Annotated in this window: 19 protein-coding genes; 9 read left to right on the forward strand and 10 right to left on the reverse strand. The window is 72.3% G+C overall.

Annotation, left to right across the window (positions count from 1 at the left end; genetic code table 11):
- Positions 1–47: 47 nt before the first annotated feature.
- Entirely contained in the window at positions 48–2,714 is a 2,667-nt protein-coding gene (locus AC1DW8_RS00885; RefSeq protein ID WP_478091182.1) for a lysylphosphatidylglycerol synthase domain-containing protein, read from the reverse strand.
- Positions 2,715–2,819: 105 nt separating this feature from the next.
- Here AC1DW8_RS00885 and AC1DW8_RS00890 point away from each other — a divergent pair, with 105 nt between their 5' ends.
- From AC1DW8_RS00890 to AC1DW8_RS00900, 3 genes are read left to right on the forward strand one after another with little or no spacing between them, the layout of a single operon-like run.
- Positions 2,820–3,818 (forward strand): alpha/beta hydrolase, encoded by a 999-nt coding sequence (locus AC1DW8_RS00890; RefSeq protein ID WP_056777003.1) that lies wholly within the window; start codon positions 2,820–2,822, stop codon positions 3,816–3,818.
- Between the two features lie 40 nt (positions 3,819–3,858).
- Complete coding sequence (locus AC1DW8_RS00895; RefSeq protein WP_056777002.1) at positions 3,859–4,848, forward strand: ribose-phosphate diphosphokinase; 990 nt, start codon at positions 3,859–3,861, stop codon at positions 4,846–4,848.
- Positions 4,845–5,243 carry a DUF3054 domain-containing protein gene (locus AC1DW8_RS00900; RefSeq protein ID WP_056776999.1) on the forward strand — a complete coding sequence of 133 codons (399 nt, stop codon included), beginning with the start codon at positions 4,845–4,847 and terminating at the stop codon, positions 5,241–5,243. The genes AC1DW8_RS00895 and AC1DW8_RS00900 overlap by 4 nt, the downstream gene beginning before the upstream one ends.
- Positions 5,244–5,318: 75 nt before the next feature.
- Here AC1DW8_RS00900 and arc read toward each other — a convergent pair whose 3' ends face one another.
- The 4 genes from arc to AC1DW8_RS00920 form a co-directional block, all read right to left on the reverse strand.
- Positions 5,319–7,082, reverse strand: a complete 1,764-nt coding sequence (arc, locus tag AC1DW8_RS00905) for a proteasome ATPase (protein ID WP_056776996.1) — start codon at positions 7,080–7,082, stop codon at positions 5,319–5,321.
- Positions 7,083–7,138: 56 nt separating this feature from the next.
- Positions 7,139–8,311 (reverse strand): tRNA (adenine-N1)-methyltransferase, encoded by a 1,173-nt coding sequence (locus AC1DW8_RS00910; protein WP_478091186.1) that lies wholly within the window; start codon positions 8,309–8,311, stop codon positions 7,139–7,141.
- 11 nt (positions 8,312–8,322) lie between these two features.
- Positions 8,323–8,808 (reverse strand): single-stranded DNA-binding protein, encoded by a 486-nt coding sequence (locus tag AC1DW8_RS00915; RefSeq protein ID WP_082619898.1) that lies wholly within the window; start codon positions 8,806–8,808, stop codon positions 8,323–8,325.
- Positions 8,809–9,047: 239 nt separating this feature from the next.
- On the reverse strand, positions 9,048–10,193 hold the full coding sequence (locus AC1DW8_RS00920) for a site-2 protease family protein (RefSeq protein ID WP_056776994.1): 1,146 nt from the start codon (positions 10,191–10,193) through the stop codon (positions 9,048–9,050).
- 105 nt (positions 10,194–10,298) lie between these two features.
- Between AC1DW8_RS00920 and AC1DW8_RS00925 the strand changes: the two genes are divergently transcribed.
- A complete protein-coding gene (locus AC1DW8_RS00925; protein WP_056776992.1) occupies positions 10,299–11,138 on the forward strand; it encodes a RecB family exonuclease in 840 nt (279 codons plus the stop codon).
- A gap of 85 nt (positions 11,139–11,223) precedes the next feature.
- On the opposite strand, the gene AC1DW8_RS00930 is transcribed toward AC1DW8_RS00925, so the two are convergent.
- Together AC1DW8_RS00930 and AC1DW8_RS00935 are read right to left on the reverse strand one after the other, a co-directional pair.
- Positions 11,224–12,606 carry an aspartate aminotransferase family protein gene (locus tag AC1DW8_RS00930; protein WP_200959069.1) on the reverse strand — a complete coding sequence of 461 codons (1,383 nt, stop codon included), beginning with the start codon at positions 12,604–12,606 and terminating at the stop codon, positions 11,224–11,226.
- A gap of 17 nt (positions 12,607–12,623) precedes the next feature.
- Entirely contained in the window at positions 12,624–14,126 is a 1,503-nt protein-coding gene (locus AC1DW8_RS00935) for a CoA-acylating methylmalonate-semialdehyde dehydrogenase (protein WP_478091194.1), read from the reverse strand.
- 60 nt (positions 14,127–14,186) lie between these two features.
- Between AC1DW8_RS00935 and AC1DW8_RS00940 the strand changes: the two genes are divergently transcribed.
- The 3 genes from AC1DW8_RS00940 to AC1DW8_RS00950 all read left to right on the forward strand — a co-directional run bounded on the left by AC1DW8_RS00940 (position 14,187) and on the right by AC1DW8_RS00950 (position 17,223).
- Positions 14,187–15,539 (forward strand): aminotransferase-like domain-containing protein, encoded by a 1,353-nt coding sequence (locus tag AC1DW8_RS00940; RefSeq protein ID WP_478091197.1) that lies wholly within the window; start codon positions 14,187–14,189, stop codon positions 15,537–15,539.
- A 131-nt stretch (positions 15,540–15,670) separates the two neighbouring features.
- Positions 15,671–15,994, forward strand: a complete 324-nt coding sequence (locus AC1DW8_RS00945) for a YciI family protein (protein WP_020144205.1) — start codon at positions 15,671–15,673, stop codon at positions 15,992–15,994.
- A complete protein-coding gene (locus AC1DW8_RS00950; RefSeq protein WP_478091200.1) occupies positions 15,991–17,223 on the forward strand; it encodes an RNA polymerase sigma factor in 1,233 nt (410 codons plus the stop codon). Before AC1DW8_RS00945 ends, AC1DW8_RS00950 begins: the two co-directional genes overlap by 4 nt.
- On the opposite strand, the gene AC1DW8_RS00955 is transcribed toward AC1DW8_RS00950, so the two are convergent.
- Positions 17,220–17,687 (reverse strand): YdeI/OmpD-associated family protein, encoded by a 468-nt coding sequence (locus tag AC1DW8_RS00955; protein ID WP_056776981.1) that lies wholly within the window; start codon positions 17,685–17,687, stop codon positions 17,220–17,222. The two genes, AC1DW8_RS00950 and AC1DW8_RS00955, sit on opposite strands and share 4 nt — an antisense overlap.
- Before the next feature lie 4 nt (positions 17,688–17,691).
- On the reverse strand, positions 17,692–18,069 hold the full coding sequence (locus AC1DW8_RS00960) for a DUF5997 family protein (RefSeq protein WP_056776978.1): 378 nt from the start codon (positions 18,067–18,069) through the stop codon (positions 17,692–17,694).
- 175 nt (positions 18,070–18,244) lie between these two features.
- On the opposite strand from AC1DW8_RS00960, the gene AC1DW8_RS00965 reads away from it, so the two are divergent.
- Both AC1DW8_RS00965 and AC1DW8_RS00970 read left to right on the forward strand, forming a co-directional pair.
- Positions 18,245–19,048, forward strand: a complete 804-nt coding sequence (locus tag AC1DW8_RS00965) for a LysR substrate-binding domain-containing protein (protein ID WP_056776974.1) — start codon at positions 18,245–18,247, stop codon at positions 19,046–19,048.
- Positions 19,045–19,626, forward strand: a complete 582-nt coding sequence (locus tag AC1DW8_RS00970) for an SRPBCC family protein (protein ID WP_478091204.1) — start codon at positions 19,045–19,047, stop codon at positions 19,624–19,626. The genes AC1DW8_RS00965 and AC1DW8_RS00970 overlap by 4 nt, the downstream gene beginning before the upstream one ends.
- Here the strand turns inward: AC1DW8_RS00970 and AC1DW8_RS00975 are convergent.
- Positions 19,589–20,296 (reverse strand): HAD family hydrolase, encoded by a 708-nt coding sequence (locus tag AC1DW8_RS00975; RefSeq protein WP_478091208.1) that lies wholly within the window; start codon positions 20,294–20,296, stop codon positions 19,589–19,591. The two genes, AC1DW8_RS00970 and AC1DW8_RS00975, sit on opposite strands and share 38 nt — an antisense overlap.
- Between the last annotated feature and the right edge of the window lie 2 nt (positions 20,297–20,298).

Consider the following 20,298-nt stretch of genomic DNA (forward strand, 5'->3'; position numbering starts at 1 on the left):
CCGCGTCCGGTCTCGTCCGGACCGAGGGCGTATGCCGTCCGGCCCGGCTAGATGGCCCCGACCTTCTGCAGCCGGTTGAGCGAGAACCACCCGAACGGGATCGGCAGCCAGTAGGTCGCGAGCCGGTAGAGCAGGACGGACGAGACGGCGGTGCCGCTGTCGACGCCGATGGAGATGAGCCCGAACGACATCGCGGCCTCGATGCCGCCGAGGCCACCGGGCGTCGGGACGGCCGAGCCGACGATGGCGCCGGCGAAGTAGACGACCGCGATCGATGCGACGGGCGCATCGGCACCGAAGGCCCTCGTGGCGCACACGAGCGCGGCGACGAACGACATGTCGAGCAGGAGCGCCCCGGCGAGCAGCTGGGTGAGCTTGGCTGGATGCTGGAGGACGGCGAGGACCTGCGGGACGGCCGACTTGACCTGCGGGAGCACGCGGTCGGTGAGCAGGGCCCGGACCTTGGGCAGCGCGAGCAGCCCGAGGGCGAGGATGACGACGACGAGGATCGCCGCGACGAGCACCGGGGACGGGCTGAACGAGACCGCCGGGCCGGTGCCGGCCAGGACACCGGAGATGACGAGCAGGACGAAGTACGAGCAGAACTGGGCCACCTGCGCGACGCCGACGCTGGCACCGGCGATCGTCGGGGACAGGCCGGAGGTCTGCAGGTAGCGGGTGTTGAGCGCGATGTTGCCGACGGCCGCCGGGGCGACGAGGCCGCTGAACGCCACGGCGAGCTGCGTCATGTAGGTCCGGATGAACCTGAGGTGGATCTGGACGGCGCCGGCGAGCGCGATGGAGGCACCGGCGAAGGTGGCGGCCGCGAAGAGCAGCAGCAGGGCGGCCCAGCGCCAGTCGGCCGTGCTGACGACCTGGCCGATGTCGACCTGGGCCAGCTGCGTCAGGAGCAGGTAGCCGGCGATGCCCCCACCGAGCAGGGTGACGACGCCGCGCGCCGAGATGCGACGCAGCTGGACGGGCTCGACGGCCTCTGCCTTGGGGCGCAGCGCGACCAGCCGCTCGCGCAGCTCCCCCATGACCGACTTGGACTCCTTGAGCGCCACCCGCGCGTCGGGACTCAGGGCGACCGGCTGGAGCACCGGAACGGCCCGAAGGACGGCGTCCTCGCCGAGGGCTGCGACGGCCGAGTCCACGGTCCGCTCGGGGCCGACGGCCAGTGCCACGGTCGTGAGCAGCTGGGCGAGGTCGATGCGCAGGCTGATGTCGTCGGCCGCGACGTCCCCGCTGCCCAGCCGGGACAGGGCGACCCGCCCGTGGTCGTCGACGAGGATCGTCGACGGTCCGAGCTGCCGGTGCACGAGGCGACGTCGGTGCAAGGTGGCGGCCAACCGCCAGATCGCGGCGAGCCGGGCGTCGTCGAGGTCCCCGTCGACCTCGGTCAGCGGGGTGCCCCGCGGTTCGTCGTAGGCGATGACGGCCGAGAAGGGACCGACCTCGGACACGGCGACCGGCCGAGGGGCACGGATGCCGGCGTCGTGCAGGGCCAGACCCATCAGGGTCCGGTGCTCGATCTCGGAGCGCAGCGTCAGCGCCGGCGGTCGAGTGAAGCCGCTCCGCAGCCGCAGCACGCGCAGCAGGCGTCGACCCGAGGCGAGCCCGAAGGTGTCGCGGTCGATGACGTGGACGTCGAGCGTCCCGTCGTGGGTGGTCCCGATGTAGCGGCGGTCACCGGCGTCGTTGGCGTCGATGAGCTCGAGGCGGGTCAGGGGCACACCGCCCGCGACGAGCACCGCGGCGACCTCCACCCCGGGTGGACGGGTGGAGGTCACGCCGAAGGCGAGGCGGAAGGCGAGGCCGACGATCCAGCCGAGCAGGAGCGAGCTGACGAGGGCCGCGAGGGTCATGGCCCCCGAGAGCAGGGTCGTGACGAGCGTCGCGATGACGACGACCGTCGCGATCGGCGAGATCCACTTGCGGCCGGAGATGTCGGCGACGGTGAGCAGCGCGACCATCGAGACGATGACGATGTCGAGCGGACCGGTGCGGCCCGTCGGGGTGGGTCGGGTCAGCACGTCGGTGACGAAACCGCCGTTGCCCGAGTGGACGAGCACGGCGAGGACGATGACGAGGACACCGCCGACGACAGCGGCACCGAGCGCCTGGATGAGCTGCATGGGGCGACGGCGCACGAGCAGATCCGCGCCCACGCCGATCGGCAGGAGCAGGACGCCGATGCCGCTCATCCAGCCGAGCAGCGTGAGCAGCAGCCGGGGAAGCCCGCTCGTCGCATCGGTGAGGTCCTGCTCGACCGCACCGCGCGTGCCCGAGGCGACGTCGGCCGCGACGAGACCGAGCACGAGCAGGACGACGGCAGCGGCCAGACGGACGCCGTCGGCGGGACGGCGCACCCGTTCGGGGATGGGCGGCTCGATGACCTCGACTCCGGGCAGCCCGTCGTCTCCGGCTGTGGCTCCGGCCTCGGTTCCGGCCTCGGTTCCGGCCTCGGTTCCGGCCTCGGTTCCGGCCTCGGTTCCGGCCTCGGTTCCGGCCTCGGTTCCGGCCTCGGTTCCGGCCTCGGCGACCGGCTCCCCCGCCGTCGCGTCGGCGCGCTCCTCACGCTCCCCGGTCTGGTCCTGCACGTGCTCCGCCGTCCGGCGCATGGTCTCCCCCGTGGTGTCGTCCGATGCCTCGGCGGGTCCGGAGACGGCCCCGTCCGTGGGGGGCTGCGTCCTCTCCGAGTCGCCGGGCATGGGCCAATCCTGCCTGAGGCGCGGCCCGAATGGCCGCAGCGTCGCCGCGCGGGCGTGCAGGCGCCCGGTGCGCCGACCATCAGGAAGCGGTGCGAGACTGACGCCGTGACGGTCACCGACTCGTGGGACATGCCCCTGCGCACCAAGCTGCTCGCCCGCGTGCTGAGCCGCACCCGCGACGGTTCCCGGATGCTCTCCGGTGACGAGATCGCCCGCAGCAGAGCGTGGTTCGCCCCTGCGCGGCTGCCCTTCACGTGGGTCACGGGTCCGGTACCGTCCGGGGTCGAGATCGCGGAGACGACCTTCGCCGCCCGGGACGGCCACCCCGTCGCCGTCCGCACCTACCGTCCGAAGGACGCCGCGGGTGAGGCCCTTCCCGCACTGCTGTGGTTCCACGGAGGTGGCTGGGTGCTCGGCAACACGAGGGGTTACGACCCGATCTGCGCCTGGATCGCCGACCGCACCCGGGTGGCCGTGCTCAACGTGGACTACCGCCTCGCCCCGGAGCACCGGGCACCCCAGGCCGCCCACGACTGCATCGACGCCACCCGCTGGGCCGCCTCCGACGCCGCCGGTGACGGCGTCCGGCACACCGGTCTCGGTCTCGCGGGCGACTCGGCCGGCGGCAACCTCGCGGCCGTGGCCGCCCAGGTGCTCCGTTCCGAGGGTGGTGCCGACGTCGCCTACGAGGCCCTCGTCTACCCGGCTGTCGACGCGACGATGAGCTCGCCGTCCGTGGCCCAGCACTCGGCCGCACCGATCCTCACCCGCAGCGACATGGACGCGTTCCTCGCGCACTACCTCGGCGACGCCGACGACGCCCTCGACCCGCTCGACCCCCTCGTCTCACCGCTGCACGCCGATGACCTCACCGGACTGCCCGCCACGCTCGTCCAGACGGCCGACCTCGACCCGCTCCGCGACGAGGGGACGGCCTACGCCGAGGCCCTCCGCGCAGCAGGCGTCGAGGTGCAGCACACCAACTACCCCCGGGTCCCGCACGGCTTCATGAGCTTTCCCGGGGCCACCCGGGTCGGCGGCGCCGCTCGCGCGGAGCTCGCCCAGTGGGTCGCCCGGCACGCGCGACCGGGAACGGTCGGATAGTCTGCGAACGCACGCGAGTCTCGTGAGGGATGGTCTCGAAGTGAACGATGTCGTCGTGTTCAGCGGCTCGGCGCACCCCGCCCTGGCCGACCGGATCTGCTCGCATCTCGGGGTGACCCGGTCCCCCGTCGACATCAAACGGTTCAGCAACGACTGCCTGCAGGCACAGCTGCTCGCCAACTGCCGCCAGCGCGACGTCTACATCGTCCAGCCGCTCGTGCCGCCGACGCAGGAGCACCTCATGGAGCTGCTCCTCATGATCGACGCGGCGCGTGGCGCCTCGGCGGCTCAGATCACCGCGGTCATGCCGCACTACGCCTACGCCCGCTCCGACAAGAAGGACGCCTCGCGCATCTCCCTCGGCGGACGGCTCGTGGCCGACATGATCTCGACGGCCGGCTGCCACCGGGTCCTGACCATGGCCCTCCACGCTCCCCAGGTGCACGGCTTCTTCTCGACGCCTGTCGACCACCTGACGGCGATCGGGGTCCTCGCGGACCACTTCCGCGACAACGACCTCGACAACTCGATCGTCGTCAGCCCCGACCTCGGCAACGCCAAGGTCGCGACCCAGTTCGCCCGCCTGCTCGGGCTGCCCGTCGCGGCCGGCTCGAAACAGCGGGTGGCCGACGACCGCGTCGTCATCGACTCGATCGTCGGCGACGTCTCGGGTCGCCGGGCGATCATCCTCGACGACGAGATCGCGACGGGCGGCTCGATGCTCGAGCTGATGGACCGCCTCAAGGACGCCGGCGCGACCGAGGCCGCGATCGTCTGCACCCACGGCCTCTTCGCCGGCAAGGCCGTCGAGCGGCTGCGTGACCACCCCTTCGTCACCGAGGTCGTCACGACCGACACCGTCCCGGCGCCGGACGGCTGGCCCGAGCTCAAGGTGCGGTCGGTGTCGGCCCTCTTCGCCGAGGCGATCAGCCGCATCCACCACGGCCGCTCGGTCAGCTCGCTCTTCGAGGGCGTCGACCCCACCCACGCACCGCCGCAGGCCAAGCTCCCCTTCGACACGCCCTCATGAACCGACCCGTCTGGTGGCGCCGCCCCGCGGTCGCGCTGCTCCTCGACGTCGTGCTCGTCCTCGTCTTCGCCGCGGTCGGTCGCGCGAGCCACGACGAGTCGAGCCCGGTGCTCGGCGTCCTGTCGACGGCCTGGCCCTTCCTCGTCGGGACCGGCCTCGGCTGGCTCGTCGTGCGGGTCGTGCGCCGGTCATGGCCGCTCGACGTCGCCCCCGGCGTGACCGTGTGGTTCGCGACCGTCCTCGTCGGCATGCTGCTGCGGCACGCGGTCGGGTCGGGCACGGCCGTCAGCTTCGTCGTGGTCGCCTCGGTCGTGCTGGCGCTCTTCCTGCTCGGCTGGCGTGCCCTCGGGGCGTATGCCGTCCGCCGCGCCCGCTCGTCACCGCGCCGCGCCTGACCCCACCCGGCCCAGACCCGTCGAGAGGCCTCGTGTGGCCGGGACGCGTCCCGGCCACACGGCACACGCCTCGGGTCAGAGGTACTGGCCGGTGTTGGCCGTCGCGATGGACCGGCCCGGCTCGGTGCCGTCCTTGCCCTTGAGCAGCGTGCGGATGTAGACGATGCGCTCGCCCTTCTTGCCGCTGATCCGCGCCCAGTCGTCGGGGTTGGTCGTGTTGGGCAGGTCCTCGTTCTCCTTGAACTCGTCGACGCAGCTGTTGAGCAGGTGCTCGACGCGGATGCCCTTCTGGCCGGTCGTCAGGAAGTCCTTGATCGCGAGCTTCTTGGCCCGGTCGACGATGTTCTGGATCATCGCGCCCGAGTTGAAGTCCTTGAAGTAGAGGATCTCCTTGTCGCCGCCCTGGTAGGTCACCTCGAGGAAGCGGTTCTCCTCCATCTCGGAGTACATTCGCTCGACGGCGGCCGTGATCATCGCCTCGACGGTCGCGTCGCGGTCACCGCCGTTGACGGCGAGGTCGTGCTCGTGGAGTGGCAGCGACTCGGTGAGGTACTTGCTGAAGATGTCACGCGCGCTCTCGGCGTCGGGGCGCTCGATCTTGATCTTGGCGTCGAGACGGCCCGGTCGCAGGATGGCGGGGTCGATCATGTCCTCGCGGTTGGAGGCGCCGATGACGATGACGTTGTCGAGGCGCTCGACGCCGTCGATCTCGGCGAGCAGCTGCGGCACGATCGTCGTCTCGACGTCGCTGGAGACGCCCGATCCGCGGGTGCGGAAGAGCGAGTCCATCTCGTCGAAGAAGACGACCACGGGCGTGCCGTCGGAGGCCTTCTCACGGGCCCGCTGGAAGATGAGCCGGATGTGCCGCTCGGTCTCGCCGACGTACTTGTTGAGCAGCTCGGGGCCCTTGATGTTGAGGAAGTAGCTCTTCTCGGTCTGCTTGCCCGTGCGAGCGGCGACCTGGCGGGCGAGGGACGCGGCGACCGCCTTGGCGATGAGCGTCTTGCCACAGCCGGGAGGACCGTAGAGCAGCACGCCCTTCGGCGGCTTGAGCGCGTGCTCCTTGTAGAGCTCGGGGTGCAGGAAGGGCAGCTCGACGGCGTCCCGGATCGCCTCGATCTGGCCGGCGAGGCCACCGATGTCCTCGTACTCGACGTCGGGCACCTCCTCGAGGACGAGCTCCTCGACCTCGAGCTTGGGCACGACCTCGTGGACGAAGTTGGACCTCGGGTCGAGGGTGAGGGAGTCGCCGACGCGGAAGTGCTCGCCGAGCAGAGGCGTCGCGATGCGGCACACGCGCTCCTCGTCGCCGTGCGTCACGACGACGACGCGGTCGTCGTCGAGACGCTCCTTGACCGTGACGACCTCGCCCACGCGCTCGTAGCCGTGGACGGAGACGACGTTGAGGGCCTCGTTGAGCATGACCTCACGGCCGAGGCCGAGCTCCAGCTGGTCGACCGACGGGCTGATGGCGACGCGCATCTTCCGGCCACCGGTGATGATGTCGATCGAGCCGTCCTCGGGCGGGTCGACGACGAGGCCGTAGGTGCTCGGCGGCTGCGCGAGACGGTCGACCTCCTTCTTCAGCGTGACGATCTGCTCGCGTGCGTCCTTGAGCGTGCGCACGAGGCGCTCGTTCTGGGACGACAGCGTCGACAGGCTCGTCTGGACGTGGGCCAGCCGCGCCTCGAGCTCACGGGTGCGCTGGGGCGAGTGTCGCGCCACCTGGCGCAGCGACTCGACCTCGGCGCGCAGGGCTGCGAGCTCGCGGTCCCCCGCTCCGGGGACTCCGGCGCCGGCGGCACCTTCGGGGTCTGGGTTGCGGACGTCATCAGACATCTCGGCCTCCTCAATCCGTCACTCGCACATAGTGACGATTCGACCCTAACCCCGTGTCAGCCGATGTCGTCGGACGTTTCAGCCAGTGATCGGCGGACGCGTCGGATCGTCTTGTCGCTCTTGACGCGTTCGCCGAGCGCCTCGGGTGTCCACGCGTCCGCAGGGATGTCCGTCGAGGCCGTCGAGCCGGCGACGGGCGTGGGGGCGGCCGCCGGGGCGTCTGGGCCGTCGACGGACGTCGTGCCGGCGTCACCCGCGTCGCCGTAGGCGCCCTTGGCCGGACGACGCTTGCGCTCGGGCGGGACGACGCCGGGAGCGAGCCGACGCGTCGTGATGAGGAAGCCGGTGTGCCCGTGCATCCGGTGCTGGGGACGCACGGCGAGCCCCTCGAGGTGCCAACCGCGCACGAGCGACTCCCAGGCGGAGGGCTCGGTGAAGCCGCCGTGGGCGCGGATGCCCTCGGCCACGCGGCTCAGCTGGGTCGTCGTGGCGACGTAGCAGATGAGCACGCCGCCGGGGATGAGCGCGTCGGAGACGGCGTCGAGGCACTCCCAGGGCGCGAGCATGTCGAGCACGACCCGGTCGACGGTCCCGGCCTCGGCGACGGACGGGAGCGACTCGACGAGGTCACCGACCGTGACGGTCCAGGCCGGGTGGTCACCGCCGAAGAACGCGCGGCCGTTGCCGCGGGCGATCTCCGCGAAGTCCTCGCGACGCTCGAACGACAGCAGGCGGCCGCGCTCACCGATGGCGCGCAGCAGCGACATCGACAGCGCACCGCTGCCGACGCCGGCCTCGACGACCGTCGCCCCCGGGAAGATGTCGGCCATCTGCACGATCTGGCCCGAGTCCTTCGGGTAGACGACCGCCGCGCCGCGGGGCATCGACATGACGTAGTCGCTGAGCAGCGGCCGCAGGGCGAGGTACTCGACCCCGGCGGTGTTCGTCACGACGGAGCCGTCGTGGGAGCCGATGAGGTCGTCGTGGCGCAGGAAGCCGCGGTGCGTGTGGAACTCGCGCCCGGGCTCGAGCGTGATCGTGTGCAGACGACCCTTCGGGTCGGTCAGCTGGATGCGCTCCCCCACCTCGAAGACGCCACGGCGGTCGTGCGCGCCCGGGACGTCGGACCGCTCCGGACCCCCGCTCGTGTCGGGCTCGGCGTCGGGCTCGGCGTCGGGCCTGGCGTGCTCGGCGTCGGGCTGCTCGGCGTCGGTCGTGGGAGCGGTCATGGGAGCACAGTCTAGGTGCCGGCGCGACCTCCTCCGGACACCCTGCGGAGGGCCGTCGCCTCGACCTCGTAGCGGCTCTGGCGACCTGCCGCCCCGCCGAAGAACCGCCGACGGAGCGCGCCCTCGACCTCGACGACGTCGCCCCCGCGCAGACGGAGCGCGCTCCGACGGGTTGCCGCCGTCCAGCACACGACGTCGATGGTGTCGACCGTCGCCCGCCTGGGCTCGTCGGCGGTCGCGCGGCGGCGCCCGGGCGGCGGCTCGCGAGGCACGACGACGCGCAGCGTCGCGATGCGGTCACCGCTCGGCAGCTCGCGCTCCTCCGCCTCGGCGCCGAGCCGCCCGCTCAGGACGACCTCGTTGCGCCCCGGCACCGACGCGGCGTCCGGCGTCGCCTCGTCGGCGGTCCCCTCGGGCGCACGTCGACGTGGGCTCCTCGCGGACCGGGACGCGACCGCGCCAGTGCCCGTCGTCGTCTCGCTCCGGCTCGTCCTCATGGTGCCTCCCTCCGGCCCGCTCGTCGGGCCCTGCGCCAACGGTGACGCGTCCGTGCCGGGCTCGCTGCCGAGCGCGCCACCCCTGTGGACGACCGGCCGAGCCGACGAGGGGGTGTGGACGGCGGACGGCATCGAGGCGCTCGCCGGGAAGACGAGCGTCACGGGACATGCCTCGGGAACCGCGCCCGACGGCATACGCCCTCGGCACCGGCATCCAGCGGCGACTTCGTGGACGCGCGTCAGCGACGACCGCGACGGGCCAGCTCGGCGCCGACGACCGCGTTGATGCGCTCCGCGCTCGCCAGCCCGCGGATGTCGCGGGTGGCCTCGTCGACGACGACGGCGAGCGAGAGCTCGCGATCGCTCATGACCCGGATGAGGTCGGTGAGCACGGCCTCCGGCGGCAGGGCGACGACCCACGACGCCGGCTGGGCCAGCGTGACCGACGCGATCGCCGTGCGCGCCCGGCTGTCGACAGGCACGCCGGCCGCGGAGTCGGCGTCGACGACACCGAGCGGCCACCCCGTCGGGTCCGCTGCAGCCACCCACGCCCCGGAGGCCACCGCGGTCTCGACCTCGGCCACGGTCGCCGTGCCCGCGACGAGGGACAGCGGCTCGAGCACGTCGGTCGCGCGCCCGGCGGTCGCCTCGTGGATGTGACCGGCCCGGATCGCCCCCGTCGCGCCCTGCCAGAGGAAGAAGGCGATGGCGAACGGCCAGACGAGGTCGAAGATCTCGGGCGCCCGGCCCTCGGCGAGGGGACGCAGGGCGAACCACGCGACGGTCAGCACCGCGACGACGCGTCCGAGCCACCCCGCCGTGACGAGGCCGCGCCCCTTGCTCCCCGTGGCGCGCCACACGAGGGCGCTGACGATCTGGCCGCCGTCGAGGGGCAGGCCCGGGAGGAGGTTGAAGACGCCGACGAGGACGTTGGCGAAGGCGACGATGCCGAGGAGGGTCAGGGCGGTCTCGTTCGTCGTCAGAGCCCGCAGGCCCCAGACGACCCCGGCGAGCGCGAGGTTGGACAGCGGCCCGACGACGGCGACGATGGCCGTCGTGCTCGGCGAGGTGCGGGTCGCGTCGTAGACGGTGTGACCGCCCCAGACGTCGGCGACGATCCGGCTGACCGGGTGTCCTCGCCACCGGGCCGCGAAGGCGTGGGCAGCCTCGTGCACGAGCACCGAGACGAGCAGCAGCACGGCGTAGGCCGCGGCGAGCAGGTAGCCGTAGGACGCACCGCGGTCGGACCTCGACAGGTTGGGCCCGAAGACGACGACGATGAGCACGGCGATGACCGGCCAGGACCGACCGAGGTAGACCGGGGTCCCCGCTAGGCTGCCGATCCGCCACCCGTGGGAGGTGTCCGGGCGGGCGGGAGTGCTCATGGGCTCGACCCTATGCCCTGCCTGACCCGCCTCCCTGTGCCGGTCCCGTGCGTGGGCTGTGGGTGCCGGCCGTGCGGTGTCGGCCCCGCGGCATACAGTCGCCCCATGGTTGCAGCGCTGTCCCCCAGTCGGGCCTCCGACTTCATGTCGTGCCCGATGCTCTATCGCTTCCGGGTCATCGACAAGCTCCCGTCGGCGCCCACGCAGGCGACGGCTCGGGGCACGCTCGTCCACGCCGTCCTCGAGCGGCTCTTCGACCTCCCCGCGACCGAGCGCACCATCGACGCCGCGGTGGGGCTCGTCCCCCAGGAGTGGGAGCGCCTCGCCGAGGAGGAGCCGGCGATGCTCGACCTGCTCGCCGAGCACGGCGGTCGCACCGACGAGTGGTTCGCCGGCGCAGCGACGCTGCTCCAGACGTGGTTCGGTCTCGAGGACCCGACGCGGCTCGAGCCGGCCGAGCGCGAGCTCTACGTCGAGACCGAGGTCGACGGGCTCGTCCTGCGCGGCTACGTCGACCGGCTCGACGTGGCCCCGGGCGGAGCGATGCGCGTCGTCGACTACAAGACGGGCCGCTCGCCTTCCGAGCACTTCGAGGCCAAGGCCCTCTTCCAGATGAAGTTCTACGCGCTCGTGCTCTGGCGCCAGCGCGGCGTCATCCCCAAGCGCCTCCAGCTCGTCTACCTCGGCAACGGCGAGATCGTCGCCTACGAGCCCGACGAGCAGGACCTGCTCGGCACCGAGCGCAAGGTCAAGGCGCTCTGGCAGGCCATCGAGCGAGCCGCGTCGACGGGTGACTGGCGTCCCAGCCCGAGCCGGCTGTGCGACTGGTGCGACCACCGCGCGCTGTGCCCGGCGTGGGGTGGCACTCCCCCGCCGCTGCCCGTCGACGCCGCCCAGCGCGCCGTCGACCCGTCCGTCACCGGGCTCGTCGAGCTCGACGCCTGACCCCACTCGACGACCGAGCACGTATGCCGCCGGGCGGGCCCGGCGGCATACGTGCGCCCTTGGCGTCGGCTGGAGGCGAGAGCCTTCAGACGGTGAACTCGTCGGCGACGTCGAGCGCCTCGTCGAGCACTGCCAGCCCCTCTTCGGCCTCCGCCGGGGTCGTCGTGCACGGGGGCACGACGTGGGTGCGGTTGAAGTGGGTGAACGGCCAGAGCCCGCGCTCCTTGCAGGCCGCGGCGAAGGCCGCCATCGGCGCGGCCGCCTCACCCGAGGCGTTGTAGGGCACGAGCGGCTCACGCGTCTCGCGGTCGCGCACGAGCTCCACGGCCCAGAAGACGCCCAGGCCGCGGACGTCGCCGACACTGGGGTGCTTCGCCGCGATCTCGCGCAGGCGCGGGCCGATGACGTCGGTGCCGAGGCTCCGGGCGTTCTCGATGATGCCCTCCTCGCGGAACGCGTTGATCGAGGCGACGGCCGAGGCGCAGGCGAGCGGGTGACCCGAGTAGGTCAGTCCGCCCGGGAAGGCGCGCTGGTCGAAGGTCGCCCGGATCTCGTCCGAGATGACGACGCCCCCGAGCGGGACGTAGCCGGAGTTGACGCCCTTGGCGAAGGTGATGAGGTCGGGGCGGATGCCCCAGTGGTCGACGGCGAACCACTCGCCGCACCGCCCGAAGCCGGCCATGACCTCGTCGGCGATGAGGATGATCCCGTGCTCGTCGCAGAGGTCACGGACGCCCTGGAGGTAGCCGTCCGGCGGGACGAGGATGCCGTTGGTGCCCACCACGGTCTCGAGGATGATCGCGGCGATCGTGTGCCCACCCTCGACCATGATCGTGTCGCGCAGGTGCGACAACGCACGGTCGCGCTCCTGCTCCTCGGACTCGGAGTGGAAGGCCGAACGATAGGTGTAGGGGCCCCAGCAGTGGACGATCCCCGACAGGCCGGGCTCCGAGGGCCAGCGCCGCGGGTCGCCGGTCAGGGTGATCGAGCCGCCCGTGGCGCCGTGGTAGCTGCGGTATGTCGCGAGCACCTTGTGCCGGCCCGTGTGCAGCCGGGCCATCCGGATCGCGTTCTCGTTGGCCTCGGCCCCACCGTTGGTGAAGAAGACCGCGGACAGCCCGTCGGGCGCGACCTCGGTGATGAGCCGGGCGGCCTCGCTGCGGGCGTCGTTGGCGAAGGACGGCGCGATCGTCGCGAGACGGGCCGCCTGCTCCTGGATCGCGGCGACGACCTTCGGGTGGTTGTAGCCGATGTTGACGTTGACGAGCTGGCTGCTGAAGTCGAGGTAGCGCTTGTCGTCGTAGTCCCAGAAGTAGGAGCCCTGGGCCCGGGCGATGGGCAGCGGGTCGATGAGTCCCTGGGCCGACCACGAGTGGAAGACGTGGTCGCGGTCGAGGGTGCGCACCTGCTGCTCCGTCATCCCATCGAGGAGGTCGGCGATGACGCTGCGCTGGTCGAGGTCGGTCATGGGTGGGTCCTTCTCTCTCAGCGGGTGCGCGGGAAGCCGAGGTCGACGGTCGAGGTGGCCGGGTCGGGCCACCGCTGCGTCACGACCTTGCCGCGCGTGTAGAAGTTGATGCCCTCGGGTCCGTACATGTGGGTGTCGCCGAAGAGCGAGTCCTTCCAGCCGCCGAAGGAGTAGTAGGCGACCGGGACGGGGATCGGCACGTTGATCCCGACCATGCCGACCTCGACCTCGTTCTGGAAGCGGCGCGCGGCGCCACCGTCGCGGGTGAAGATCGCGGTGCCGTTGGCGTACGGGTTGCGGTTGATGAGCGCCAGACCCTCGTCGTAGGTGGCGACGCGCACGACCGACAGGACCGGCCCGAAGATCTCGTCGCGGTAGACGGTCATGTCCGGCGTCACGTCGTCGAGCAGGGTCATGCCGAGGAAGAAGCCGTCCTCGGGGACGTCCTGCTCGCGTCCGTCGACGACGACCGTGGCCCCGGCCTCCGCTCCGGCCGCCACGTAGCCGGCCACCTTGTCCCGGTGCTCGCGGGTGATGAGCGGACCCATGTCGGTGCCCTCCGCCGAGCCCGGCCCGACGGTGAGCTTCGGCAGGCGGCTGGAGATCGCGGAGACGAGGTCGTCGCCGACGTCACCGACGGCGACCGCGACGGACAGGGCCATGCACCGCTCACCCGCGGCGCCGTACGCGGCGGAGACGATGGCGTCGGCCGCCATGTCGATGTCGGCGTCGGGCAGCACGAGCGCGTGGTTCTTCGCGCCGCCGAGAGCCTGGACCCGCTTGCCGTTGGCGGTGCCGCGCTCGTAGATGTACTTCGCGATGGGGGTCGAGCCGACGAAGCTGACCGCCGCGATGTCGTCGTGGTCGAGGAGCGCGTCGACGGCCTCCTTGTCGCCGTGGACGACGGTGAAGACGCCGTCGGGAAGGCCGGCCTCCTTCCAGAGCTCGGCGAGGAAGAGCGCGGCCGAGGGGTCCTTCTCGCTGGGCTTGAGCACGAAGCTGTTGCCGCAGGCGATGGCGTTGGCGCACATCCAGAGCGGCACCATGACGGGGAAGTTGAAGGGCGTGACGCCGGCGACGACGCCGAGCGGCTGGCGGATGCTGTAGACGTCGACACCGCTCGCGGCCTGTTCCGAGAAGCCGCCCTTGAGCAGCTGCGGTACACCGGTGGCGAACTCGACGTTCTCGAGGCCGCGGGCGATCTCGCCGACCGCGTCGGAGAGTACCTTGCCGTGCTCTGCGGTGACGATCGCGGCCAGCTCGTCGGTGCGCGTGTGCAGCAGCTCGCGGAAGGCGAAGAGGACGGCAGCCCTCCGCGACAGAGAGCTGGTGCGCCAGTCGCGTCCGGCGGCGACCGCGGTCTTGACGGCGTCGTCCACCTCGGAGGTGGAGGCGAGCGGCACCTCGCCGGTCTGGCGGCCGGTCGCCGGGTCGTGCACCGGGGCGGTGCGCCCGGAGGTGCCGGGCACGCGGGCGCCGGAGATCCAGTGGTCGATGGACGTCACGGTGGAGGTCGTCATGCACCTCACGTTACGTGCCACTCTGACCCCATACAAAGCATCGATTGCTATGTTACGAACATGCGTGCCGTCATCTCCTCGATCGAGGAGCGCCTCGACGCCCCGACCGCCAAGGGCCTCGCGCAGGCCGTGTCCCGGGCGATCCGCGACGCCACCCTCGTGCCGGGCGACCAGCTTCCCCCGATCCGCCGGGTCGCCGAGGAGCTGATGATGTCGCCGACGACCGTGAGCGCGGCCTGGCAGCTGCTCGCCCGGTCGGGGACCATCCGGTCGGACGGCCGCCGGGGCACGACCGTGGCGCCCACGGCCCGAGGCGGCGAGCGCTACACGCGGGCGCTGCGGCACGAGTCGCCGGTGAGCCTCGACCTGTCAACCGGCATCCCCGACAGCGCCCTGCTGCCCCCGCTCGTGCCGGTGCTGTCCGCACTGACCGACCCGACGACGCCGAGCAGCTATCTCGACGACCCCGTGCTCGACGAGTTACGGCAGGAGCTCGTGCGCGACTGGCCGTATGCCGCCGACGACCTCCTCGTCGTCGACGGCGCGATGGACGCGCTGGACCTGCTCACCCGGGCACTGCTGCGCCCGGGTGACCTCGTGCTCGTCGAGAACCCGGGGTTCCCTCCCCTGCTCGACCTGCTCGAGGACCGGGGGGTCGCGGTCGTCGGCGTGCCGCTCGACGAGACGGGCCTCGACCTTGACGCCGTCGAGTCCCTGCTGCCGCGCCGACCCGCAGCGGTGGTCATCCAGCCTCGAGGACAGAACCCGACCGGCGTGTCCATGTCGCCGACCCGGGCGCGACGACTCGCTGCGCTGCTCGAGGGCCGTGACTGCATCGTCATCGAGGACGACTCGAGCGGCCCGATCTCGACGTCGGCCGCGACCAGCCTCGGTCGGTGGATCCCCGACCAGGTGCTGCACATCCGCAGCTTCAGCAAGTCGCACGGTCCAGACCTGCGGATCGCCGCGCTGAGCGGCCCGGACGCGCTGCTCGCCCCGGTGCGGCACGCGCGGGCCATCGGGCAGGGCTGGACGAGCCGGCTGCTCCAGCGGGTCCTCGCCGGCCTGCTCCGCGACGAGGTCTGCGCGCGCGGGATCGCATCGGCCGGTGCCGAGTACGCCCGTCGTCGGGAGCTCGTCGTCGGTCGCCTCGCGGAGCACGGCATCGAGGTGCCCGGCACCGACGGGCTCAACATCTGGGTGCCGGTGCGCGACGAGGCCGCAGCGGTGCTCCGGCTCGCGAGCCAAGGCACCGCGGTGACCCCGGGGTCACCGTTCTCGGTCGAGCACGTCGCCGGACCCGAAGGCCACGTGCGCGTGACGACCGGGCTCGTCCGTGAGAACCACGCCGAGGTCGCCGACCTCATCGCCGAGGCGGCGAACGCCGGGGCCTGGACGGCCCAGCACCGCTGAGCTCGGCACGGAGTCCCTGCCACCCAGCAGAATCAGTCCCGCCCGCGCTGTCCGATCCGGACCGAGGTGTTCGTAGCAGAGGTGAGAGCCCGCCCGCGATGGGCGGCCCGAGGCACAGGAGATGATCCGACATGCAGTACCTCGTATCCGTGATCGACGACGGCACCGGCCCCGAGACCGCCACCGAGGAGGCCGCCGTCGACGCCTTCAACGACCGGCTCCGGTCCGAGGGGTACTGGGTCTTCGCCGGGGGCCTCGGCTCCCCGGACCCAGCGACGGTCGTCGACAACCGAGGGAGCGAGGCAGTCTTCACCGACGGGCCCTTCGTCGAGTCGAAGGAGTACCTCGCCGGCTTCTGGATCCTCGAGGCGCCGGACCTCGACGTGGTGCTCAGGCTCGCCGCCGAGGGCTCCCGGGCGTGCAACCGCAAGATCGAGGTGCGTCCGTTCCTGTGAGCCCACCCGACGTCCGCGACGAGCTCACCCGGGCCCACCACGACGAGTGGGCCCGGGTCGTCGCCTCCCTGACCCGGCGGTTCGGTGATCTCGGCCTCGCCGAGGACGCCGCGGCCGAGGCGTTCGCGACCGCCGTCGAGCGGTGGCCGGCCGAGGGCACACCCCCGAACCCGGGCGCGTGGCTGACGACGACCGCCAACCGCAAGGCGATCGACCGGATCCGGCGCGAGAGCAAGCGTGACCACAAGCACCAGGAGGCAGCCATGGTGCACGACGACCACGAGGCCGAGCCGCTCGGCGTCCTCGACGACGACCGGCTCCGACTCGTCTTCACGTGCTGTCACCCCGCGCTCGCGATGGAGGCGCGGGTCGCCCTGACGCTGCGAATGGTCGGTGGCCTGACCGTGCCCGAGATCTCGAGGGCCTTCTTCGTGCAGGAGTCCGCGATGGCTCGGCGCCTCACCCGGGCCAAGGCCAAGATCGCGGCCGCGCGCATCCCGTACCGGGTGCCGACCGCGGAGGACCTGCCGACTCGGGTCTCCGGCGTGCTCGCTGTGCTCTTCCTCGTCTTCAACGAGGGCTACCTCACCTCCGGTGCGGACACCGATCCGATCCGCCAGGACCTCACCGGCGAGGCGATCCGGCTCACCCGGATGCTCCGCGACCTCCTGCCCGACGACGGCGAGGTGGCCGGCCTCCTCGCCCTGATGCTGCTCACCGACGCCCGCCGGACTGCCCGGGTCTCACCGGGCGGTGAGCTGGTCCCCCTCGACGAGCAGGACCGCAGCGTCTGGGACCGGGCCCTGATCGCCGAGGGCCACCGTCTCGTGCGTGAGCGACTCGATGCGGGGGCGGCTCCGGGTCGCTACCAGGTCATGGCCGCCATCAACGCCGTGCACACCTCGGCTCGCACCATGCGCGACACCGACTGGTCACAGGTCGTCGCCCTCTACGACCAGCTCCACGACCTGGAACCCTCGCCGGTCGTCGCGCTGAACCGGGCGGTCGCCCTCGCCGAGCTCGACGGACCGCAGGTGGCGCTGGCCGTCGTCGAGCCTCTCGGGGAACCGTTGTCCGGCTATCACGCCTACCACGCGGTCCGGGCCGACCTGCTGCGCCGGATGGGTCGCGGCGATGAGGCGCGGGCGGCGTACACCCGGGCGATCGAGCTGGCGGGCAACACGGCCGAGTCGGCCTCCTTGACGCGTCGCCGCGACGAGCTGACCTAGGGCCGGCCACCGTCCCGGAGGGTCTCGACCACCTGCGACAGTCGCCGCTCGCGGGTCTCGTCGGTCCTGGCCGAGGACACGGCGAGGGCATGCGCCTTCTGCTTGCTGGCGGACAGAGCCGTCCAGGCGGCCGTGAGAGCGGGGTCGGCGTCGAGGACCGCCCGGAGCGCCTGGGGCACCTCGACCTCGCGCGGTGCGTCGTCGACCTCGAGCCGGACCTCCACCTCGTCACCGGCGCCACGCCCGGTCGCGGCCCGCGTCTCGGCGTTGAAGGACACGAGGAAGTGACCGCCCATGGAGGCGATCGAGGTCCGGTACGTGTAGCCACCGTCCACGGTCACGGATACGGGCACCCGCTTGCCGCGGGCGAAGGCCGCCATGACTTCGTCAGGGACCACGATGCCCACGTTGTTGCCACCCGTGGCCTCGAGGGTGGTGCGGAACGTCCGGACCGTCTCGCTCATGGGATCAGGGCCGTCCGGTGTCGCGTGCCTTGAGGCGCGCGTCCTCGGCGCGGACCTGCGCGAAGATCTCGCGCTCGGCCACGAGCCAGGCGGGCATCTCGTCGATGACGGCCTTGATCTCGTCGGTCGTCAGGTGCTCTCCGACCCCGCCGCGGGTCAGGCCCGAGTTGGAGATGCCGAGTCGCCGGGCCGTCTCCTGGCGGGTGTGGGGTCCGTTGCGGCGCAGCGTCGCGAGCCACTCCGGCGGCTCGGCCTGCAACGCGTTGAGGTCGGTGCGGCTGACGACGCCCTCCTGGAAGTCGGCGGGGGTCTCGGACAGCAGGACGCCGAGCTTCTTCGCGGCCGTCTGGGGTTTCATGGTCTGCGGCTTCGGCGTGGGCATGGGTCCAGCCTAGGGCGTCGCCCGACCACGCCTGCCCGCTCTCGCCCGGCCTGTCCCCGGCCCGTGGCCCGCCACGGGTGTCGCACGGCGTCCGGCGGTGTCCCCTCCGCACTCGGGCGACATGTCCACGTGGACTAGCCTCGGGAGCGACCTGCCCCGACCGCGAAGGCACACCATGACGGATCCGTTCCGCGTCGAGTTCGTGCCCGGCGTGACGCCGGACAAGTGGCTGCGCGTGTGGGGCCAGCGCCTGCCGGACTCTCCCCTCGAGGCGGCACCCGTCGAGGACGCCGATGCCCTGGCCCACCTGCGCGACGGGACATCGTCCATGGTGCTCCTGAGGCTGCCGGTCGACCGCGACGGTCTGCACGTCATCCCCCTCTACGAGGAGGTCCCGGTCGTCGTCGTGGCCAAGGAGCACGTCATCGCCGCGTTCGACGAGGTCGACGTCGCCGACCTCGGCGAGGAGGTCCTCATGCAGGACCCCGCACTCGTCCCTGAGTGGACGGCCGTCGCGACGCCAGAGACCCGAGACCGGGCGACAGCCATGCCGCCCATGACGACGAAGCAGGCGGTGTCCGTGGTGGCCACCGGCTCCGGGATCGTCGTCGTGCCGATGTCGGTCGCCCGCCTGCACCACCGCAAGGACGTCGTCCACCGCCCCGTGACCGGGGTCGCACCCTCACGGGTCGGCCTTGCCTGGAGGGTCGACGACGACGACCCGCGCATCGAGGACTTCATCGGCATCGTCCGCGGCCGCACGGAGCGCAGCACCCGTGGCGGGCCGTCCGACGCGGCCTCGCCGTCCGGCTCGGACGGGCCGACCGAGCAGCGCGGACACGCCAAGCCCGCCAAGACCTCGAAGACCGCCAAGAGCTCGGCCACATCCCGCGCCCACGGCACTTCCCGGCGCGCCCAGCAGACCGGGCGCAAGGGCGCGCCGCGTGGAGGTGTCCCGAAGCGCAAGGGCCGCCGGTGAGCACCGGCTCCGCCCGCGGACCCGCGGAGCGCGACGGGCTCCCTTGGCGCTGGGGCGAGTTCGGCGCATCAGCCCGCCCGGGCCACCTGGTGGGCCATGCCGGTCCCGTCGTCAGCCGTGCGGTGACGGTCCGTGCCGAGCCCGCGGTCGTCTTCCGTTGGCTCTGCCAGCTGCGCGTCGCGCCCTACAGCTACGACCTCGTCGACAACCTCGGTCGCCGGAGCCCACGCGCCCTGACGCCCGGACTGGAGAGCCTCGCCGTCGGGCAGCGCTTCGCGACGATCTTCACCCTCGTCGACTGGGTGCCCGACGACCTGCTCGCCCTCGAGATCACCGCGCCGACCGGCATACGCCTGTTCGGGCGGCTGCCGCTCGTCTACCAGACGGTCCCGCTCCCAGGCGGGCCGGAGGCCAGGACGACCTTGCGCGGCGACATCGCACTCCCCCGGGCCGAGTCGGCCCTCGCGCGGGCGCGGTCGACCGCTCTCGCCTGGGGCGACCTCGTGATGATGCGGCGTCAGCTGCGGACGCTGGCGCGCCTCAGTGAGGAGAGCGCAGGCGCGACACGATCGTCGTGAGGTCGGCCGCACCGACCCCGGCGAGCGTGTCGAGATGGACGGCACCGTCGATCGCGGGCACGGGCACCACGTGCGGGATGGCGATCGTCGGCACCCCGGCGGCGGTCGCGGACCGCACCCCGGCAGGCGAGTCCTCGATGGCGATGCAGTCCGCCGGGTCGGCCCCGACGAGGCGGGCCGCCGCGAGGTAGGGCTCCGGGTGCGGCTTGCCGTGGCTGACCTCGTCCCCGGTCACGAGGTGGTCGAAGGCGCCCTCCGGCAGGCGCCTCACGACCGTGTCGGCGAGCGAGCGCCACGACATCGTCACGAGCAGGGACGGCACCCCGAGGTCGCCGAGCTCGAGCAGCAGCTCACGCGCTCCGGGACGCCATGGGACGCGCCGCTCGACCTGGGCGATGACCCGCTCGAGCAGGGCATCGATGATCTCGGGCACCGTCAGCGGGATCCCCGACTGGTCGATGATCAGCTGTGCCGAGACCTCGAGTGCGTTGCCGACGAGCTGGTGGGCGAACTCGTCGTTCCAGACACCCCCGTGGGCCGCGACGAGCTCGTGCTCCGCCTGGATCCAGTAGGGCTCGGTGTCGACGAGGGTGCCGTCCATGTCCCACAGGACGGCCGCCGGCAGGGCCGGCACCGTGCGGTCGGGGTCGGCGGTGTGCGAGAGGGTCACCG

It is taken from the genome of Terrabacter sp. P2_E3, assembly GCF_056403915.1.